Here is a 1,634-nt window from a genome sequence, read left to right as displayed (position 1 = left end):
GAACCCATGAGCGGGGTAGAAGTTCATGCTAATCTAATCAGTCAACTAATTAGTTCTGCTATGGATGGTCGTTCTCTGATTCAGATTTGGGGGGAACCTCTTGAGTGGGCGTGGATTTTATTCTGGTCTTTGGTGGGAGCAGCTACAACTTGGAAATGGCGTACTGCTGGTGGTGTTAGCTATTTTTCTATTTGGAAAGTCTTGACAATGTTCGCTTCAGGTATAGTCTTATTCGCTAGCACCTATACTGCTTTTGTATGGAATTGGTGGTTGCCAGTAATTCCTGCGTTTTTAGGTCTGACTGGATCAGCAGTTACAATTACAACTTATATTGCTCGTACTGCACAAGATATTCGCAAAACTTTTGGTCGTTATTTAACTGATGAAGTAGTGGCTACTTTATTAGAAAGTCCAGGAGGATTAAAGCTAGGAGGTGAACGCCGAAACATCACAATTTTAACTTCTGATTTAAGAGGATTTACTGCCACATCAGAACGTATAACACCAGAAGAAGTTGTGAAAATTCTTAACTTTTATCTGGGATATATGGCAGATGTAATTACTAAGTATCAGGGAACTATTGATGAGTTTATGGGGGATGGAATTTTGGTTTTATTCGGTGCCCCTATAACTAGAGAAGACGACCCGGTAAGAGCTGTTGCTTGTGCTATTGATATGCAATTAGCTATGGAACCTGTGAATAAACAGATGAAAGAATGGGGTTTACCGCCATTAGAAATGGGAATTGGTATTAATACTGGAGAGGTTGTTGTTGGTAATATTGGCTCTGATAAACGAACAAAATATGGTGTGGTAGGCAGTCAGGTAAATTTAACTTATCGGATTGAATCTTATACTACAGGTGGTCAAATTTTAATTTCTGAGACAACCTTAAAAAATGTGGGACCGATAATTAAAATTAATGATGAAAAAGAAGTAATGCCAAAAGGAGTTAAAAAACCAATTACGATTTATGATGTTGCTGGTATTGATGGTAAATATAATTTATTTTTGACAAAAGAAGAAGAACATTATCTCCCACTCACAGAAACAATATCTCTAAATTATGTAGTATTAGATGGCAAAAATGTCGGTGATTGTTTGCAAAAAGGAAGCTTAATCAAATTATCAGAAAAAGAAGCAGAAATTCAGGTTGTGCAAACACGAGATCATCTTCCACCAGCTTTGATTAATATTAAGCTTAATTTTATCTGGGATGGAAAAGAAAGTGAGGATGTTTATGGCAAAGTTTTAGAGAAATCAGGAGAAAATGGTAATTTTTATATTCGTTTTACGGCTAAACCTCCAAATGTTTCTGCTAAATTAGAATCTTTGTATAAATCGCTGCAAAGTTAGTGGTTAATTTTTAGTAGTATTAAGTCTGATTGATGAGTTTTGATAGTTCAAATATTTGGTATGATGTCATTTTAGGTAAAACACCGCTTTGTTACACAAAAGATGACTATAAAAAAACTATAAAGAATAAAGATAGTTCAATAATTAATAATTATTGAAGAAGGAGACAGGAGACAGGAGACAGGAGACAGGAGGAAAATTACATGGGGATTCTAACCCCAAGTAATTTTGAACACCGTGTAGACGGTGGGGTATTAAACCCACAAAGAAAATGATAA

The 1,634-nt window shown here is 35.5% G+C and carries 1 protein-coding gene; it reads left to right on the top strand.

Going from position 1 to position 1,634, the window contains the following annotated elements; translation table 11 throughout:
* Window positions 1–1,356, top strand: a 1,356-nt coding sequence (locus tag F6K13_RS32145) for an adenylate/guanylate cyclase domain-containing protein (protein ID WP_287289753.1), incomplete at its 5' end; no start/stop codon positions are given.
* Between the last annotated feature and the right edge of the window lie 278 nt (window positions 1,357–1,634).

It is taken from the genome of Okeania sp. SIO2B9 (genome assembly GCF_010672505.1).
Lineage (GTDB): Bacteria > Cyanobacteriota > Cyanobacteriia > Cyanobacteriales > Microcoleaceae > Okeania > Okeania hirsuta.
The sequence above is the reverse complement of the archived record's forward strand: the minus strand, read 5'-3'. Positions and strand labels throughout refer to the sequence as shown.